This is a genomic window from Desulfamplus magnetovallimortis (assembly GCF_900170035.1).
Taxonomy (GTDB): domain Bacteria; phylum Desulfobacterota; class Desulfobacteria; order Desulfobacterales; family Desulfobacteraceae; genus Desulfamplus; species Desulfamplus magnetovallimortis.
On the sequence record NZ_LT828579.1, the window covers coordinates 1,336 to 6,499 of the forward strand.

Annotated in this window: 4 protein-coding genes and 1 riboswitch; of the genes, 2 read left to right on the forward strand and 2 right to left on the reverse strand. The window is 36.4% G+C overall.

Going from position 1 to position 5,164, the window contains the following annotated elements; genetic code table 11:
- Positions 1–758 precede the first annotated feature (758 nt).
- On the reverse strand, positions 759–1,643 hold the full coding sequence (locus MTBBW1_RS26935; RefSeq protein WP_080810033.1) for an alpha/beta fold hydrolase: 885 nt from the start codon (positions 1,641–1,643) through the stop codon (positions 759–761).
- 367 nt (positions 1,644–2,010) lie between these two features.
- Positions 2,011–3,042: a hypothetical protein gene (locus tag MTBBW1_RS26945; protein ID WP_080810038.1), complete on the reverse strand. Its 1,032-nt coding sequence runs from the start codon at positions 3,040–3,042 to the stop codon at positions 2,011–2,013.
- 539 nt (positions 3,043–3,581) lie between these two features.
- Here MTBBW1_RS26945 and MTBBW1_RS29290 point away from each other — a divergent pair.
- Positions 3,582–4,082: a VPLPA-CTERM sorting domain-containing protein gene (locus MTBBW1_RS29290; RefSeq protein WP_080810041.1), complete on the forward strand. Its 501-nt coding sequence runs from the start codon at positions 3,582–3,584 to the stop codon at positions 4,080–4,082.
- 123 nt (positions 4,083–4,205) lie between these two features.
- Positions 4,206–4,280, forward strand: a riboswitch (cyclic di-GMP riboswitch).
- Between the two features lie 53 nt (positions 4,281–4,333).
- On the forward strand, positions 4,334–4,906 hold the full coding sequence (locus tag MTBBW1_RS26955; protein ID WP_080810043.1) for a VPLPA-CTERM sorting domain-containing protein: 573 nt from the start codon (positions 4,334–4,336) through the stop codon (positions 4,904–4,906).
- The last annotated feature ends 258 nt before the right edge of the window (positions 4,907–5,164 follow it).

Sequence of the window (5,164 nt, forward strand, 5' to 3'; positions counted from 1 at the left end):
ATCGAGTATCATGTGCCTTACTCCTGTAATTTTAATATGCTGTTGCATTTAAATAGTATGAGTGTTCATAAAAAATGATTCACAAAAAGAATTTAAAAAATTCTTTCTGTTGAGCTTCTGTCAGGTTGGGAGAACGTCTTGATGATTTTGGAAAGGGAATAGGAGTTGTCTGTACGGCACATGGAACAATTTGAAGGATGCCCCTCTGGCAGGCAGTGGTTGTGGGCAAAGATTTGAACGAGTTAAAAACTGATTGTTCCGCAGAATAGTAAAATATGTTATACTAATGATTATGGCAGAACGGTTATGACTGCTTCTTATGGCGAAGATAAAAAAACTTGATGAGAAAAACAGGAGTACTGTAAGGCAATGATAACCTGCACAAGAAAAGGTAATATTATGAATATGAGACTCATATGTATCTTATTGTTTTTTGTTTTTATCATGCATATATGTGGTGTATCCGCCACGGAAAGGCATACTGTTGTAAAGGTTGGAGATAATCTAATAGCTGTTGATGGAGATATTTCCGACTGGAATGGGATTCAGTCAGGAATTTGGGATACAAAAGGTGATGGAGATGTCACTGATGGAAGTGATATCGTGGAGGTTTATCTTGCAAGGGATTCCCACAACTTATTTATCAGGACTGATCTTGATAATGGAGTCCCGTCTGATAAACTCTTTTTTGGGGTGTCGTTTTTTCAGACATCGCTTGAATCAGCGGCGCGGCTTTTTGCGTCCGCTGAATTTATTGGTTATATGTTTTTATTACTTTTTGATTCTATGGAGTTAAGGGCTTTTTGCAACAGCATATTAAATTCTTCTGGCTTTTCCAGCATTGGAAAGTGACCTGTTTCTTCAATATAAAAAAGTTGATAGTTTTTTATATGCTTTTTGTTTTCTTCAGGTGCTGTCGGCCATAATCTTGCATTTATGGAAACCACAGGAATATTGATATCTTTAAATACAATGGCAGCCTCTCCGTTTACATACTGACCTATATAGTTGCGAAAGGCACTTAAAGCAACTTCCTTTGGGGCAGAAGACATATCTTCTTTTACCCAATTCATCAATTGTTGATCAGTGCCTTTCGGAAACATTGGTGCAACAAAATTCTGTGCGGCACTTTTGAAATCAGCTTCAAAGGGTTTTACCATTTCATCAATTACATTTTGAGGGGTGCGCTCCGCAACATTTTGTAAGGTATCAATTCCTACAATCCCAATTACTTTTTGTGGCATTAATCTGGCCGCTTCTGCAATTACACCGCCTCCCATTGAATGCCCGATCAAAATAGCTCTATTAATATTTTCTTTATCAATAATTGCTTTCACATCGTTGGCGAAAGACAACATTGAAAACTCAGATCTATCTATTGAAGAATGTCCATGACCAGCCAAATCAACTGTGATCACTTGATACTCTTTTGCGAATACAGGAATTTGTTTCTGCCAGTAACGTCCGTCACAACTCCAGCCGTGAATAAAAATCAGCGCGGTTTTTCCTTTGCCGACCACATCATAAGCGATACGTTCTGAGTCAAAAGACAATGCGACATCATGCCTGAGAGAAAGCTGGTTGCTCGCACATCCTGATAATAGGAGGAAAGGTATTAATATAAATAATATCTGTTTTTTCATGTTTGTTCCTTTTATTTCATATAACAGAGTGCATACCTGGACACAGCAGATTTGTTTTTCTAAATCTACCTGATTCCAGATGCTCTGTCGAGAGATATAGAGATGTAGATGATCAGTGCAGGTACTCTGAGATTATTGATACTGGTCTGTTCGCAATCAGTGAAAATATTATTGAAATTTCTGTTCCGTTAGAGGCTCTTAATCCTGCGATATATAGCAATGTACAAGCCTGGAATGATAAAAGTAAGCTTTGACAGTGAATCATCTAATTCTTCCGAAGATAATAACTGTGTATCTACTTTCAATATGATTATCAATACGTTGCATATCCCAAATTTTGAAAATACTTATTAGCTTGATTTTAGCCTTAACATTTTGATCCGGTGACATTAAAGTTAAAAGACATGGGAGAGATAGAGTGATTTCTATCGTCATTTTTTATTTTTTTGTTGTAATTTTTCATGAACATATAGACACTACCTTTACACCATGTTTTGCCCCTGATCGTCAATATACCATCTTCATTGAACTGCTTTTCTATGGCAGTCATCTTTATACTGCGTCCTTTCATGTGTGTGATTTTTTGGAACAGCCAATCCTCATATCCTTCGCTGTCTTTTTCCCGATCAGGCATGTCTTCCTTTGATATGGAATACTTCATACCTTTAGACTCTGAAGTGTCATCATGAAAAATCTCATCCTGACGGTTAGGATATTGATCCGGTGGAGTGATATTCTTTGAAGTGCTTTGAGTTTGAGTCATCTCTTCTAACACCTTGAGCGATTCTTCCGCTTCATCATCGGAGATCTCAATCTCACGAGGCGCTTTTTCTGAGTCATCCTCAAACGCAAGTTCTTTAGCTGGCTGTGTGTTGATGCCTTTTGTATTGTTGTCAATATTAACGGTTATATTTATACTGTCATCTTCTTTAATACAGTCGGCACAATTTGCGTTTGAATTATCATTGGTATTATCGAATACATCAACATTAATAGTGTTGTTAATATTTTTATCATTATTTTTGGTAGTATTATTGTTTGTGTTGTCGTTAATATTTATGTCTGTATCTTCATTAGTATGCTGTAGTTGTTCTTGATATGTCTTGATCATTTTTTCAAGAAGCTCAAAATCCAGCGATCCGTTATCCTTGACAAACTCCTTGCTGAAATTTATGGCCTGCTCAATAATATCTCCGGCATTTATAGCATTTTCACAATCTAAAGCGATAGTTTTTCGACGATTTATCTCTTCATGGGTGTCACGCTGTATGATGGCGGATATCTGCATTTTCCCATTCTCTTTTCGGCGTTGCAGATACTTGCGTGCCCGTATGCGGTTCTGCTCTTCAATCTTTTCCAGCTTCTCTAATTTAGCCTGATAATCAATCGAGTCGTCCATGTATTTACTCCTATATTTATGTTAATATTTGCGTAGATACAAGTTAACATATTGTATGTAAAATATCAACAAGTTAAAGAAAAAATACCACAAAGCGAGTGTGTTCATAAGAAGAATAGAAAGCCGTTTCTCTCTTATGTGGAGTCCTGAAGTGGCAAAAAGAAGTAATAAAACAGATGGTATATTTATTGCTGTCAATAATATTGATTAGTTGATGTTAAAGTTTGAGTATTCACAGAGATAAATTACTGTAAATAAGTATCTAAAATTATGAAATTTATTTCATAGATTCGTGTCATTGCCATAAAAACAATATGTGTATGTTTATTGCTATAGTATTGTTAAATGATTTTAAGGAGAGTGACGTGAAACATGTTTTCTTGTGCATGGTAATTGATTTTTTACTGACATTACAATTTGCAAATCTGGGACGAAAAAAAACTACGGGTTTTAAAGAGATGGCCGAATTGCACATTGGTGTGTGACTCGGCTTTTTTTATATTGTTTTTATATATGAAAAAAAAATAAGGAGGATCAAGATGAAAAAAGCAATGGCATTAGGTATAATGGCGCTGATATTGGGCATTGCATCATGGGTAGATGCTTATACGTATAGTGTAAGTGGAGATTATGGCATTTTTAACAATGACTCCTCTTCTGATGCGATTGTTGATTTAGTACTCTGGTACGGTAACGGAGGAGGTCATTATGAATATTCAAATGATGGAAGCAGTTGGGATGCAATTATAAATAGCGGAGATGGACAGGCCGCGAGATTTACTGTCGGGAATAATGGCTCTTTCTGGCTGAAATTTGTTGGTGGTAACAATGCTGAAAAGGATTTGAATGCTTGGAACATTTCTGATCAGAACGCTCCTTATTGGTTTGCGTTTAATAATGGGAGTTGGAGTAATGGCAGTGATCCTTATGGCTGTGTAGCTGTAATTAAAGGTTCTGCTGTCCCCGTCCCAGCAGCAGTGTGGCTATTCGGTTCTGGTATTCTTGGCCTTGCAGGCATCAGAAGAAAGTTAAAAAAATAATTTTATCCATAACCTGAATCATTTTAAAGGCAGTATCAATAATGGTGTTGCTTTTTTGCTTTACGGTTGTTAGAATTAATAGTTGACAAATGATATATTGATTGTTATTCAACAATACTGATATTAAGAAAAAGCCAAACCTGTTGAGAAGCAGGGACGGAAAGCTACGGGTCTTAATGAGATAGCCGAGTTGCACATTGGGTGTGACTCGGCTTTTTTTATATTATTAGATTATTCAGGATGATTTAGTTATGAAAAAAACAAATTGGTTTATTAGTGTTTTAATGATGATTTTATTATCAGTTGCTTGTGTAGATGCTGCTACTGTGACTGGCGGTATTTCTTTTGGTGGGTATTCCGAAATAACATGGAACAATACATCTGTGTCTTTTGAACAAAATACCTGGGGTGTTGAGGCTACAGTAAGTGCAGGTGATGGTATTTTTGCCGATATGCAAGGGTTAACCCCTTGGATACCAACACTTGTTGATATCTATGATTTTTCAATTCCTGTAAACTCTGATACCAAATTGTGGAGTTTTATTGCTCCCAGCCACTCTTCTTATGCTAATCAAGAATTCTCTTTTTTTATGACAAGTTCTGGGGGATATAATGATGTCGAGTCTTTGGGTATTTATGGAGATGGTTATTTTATGCATGATGGAGACAGAACATATGGTACATGGAGCCTTAGTGCTAATAAAGATGGTAGTGTGACATCTTTCTCAGCATCAAGTGCGACTATTCCCGTTCCTGCGGCATTATGGCTTTTTGGTTCTGGATTGCTTGATCTTGCTGGCGTCAGACGCAAGATGAAAAAATAGCTCTTCCCACAATTTGATCTGATCTCTAAGGCAGTGTCAGTAATGGCACTGCCTTTTTCATTTTTCTTAAGTGTTACCTATGACAGTGTTGCTCTATTTGTTTACTTAGTATCTGCTGAATTTTTGTTTTATGCACAATTTCTTCCTAAAAATTTTAAGAAACCATAACTTGCAGTTTTACAAAATAAGTTTAGTTCAGTGTTCTTTTGACTAAACAACCATGGCGCTTTAAGTTTCGATCACCCCCGATCATGAAAA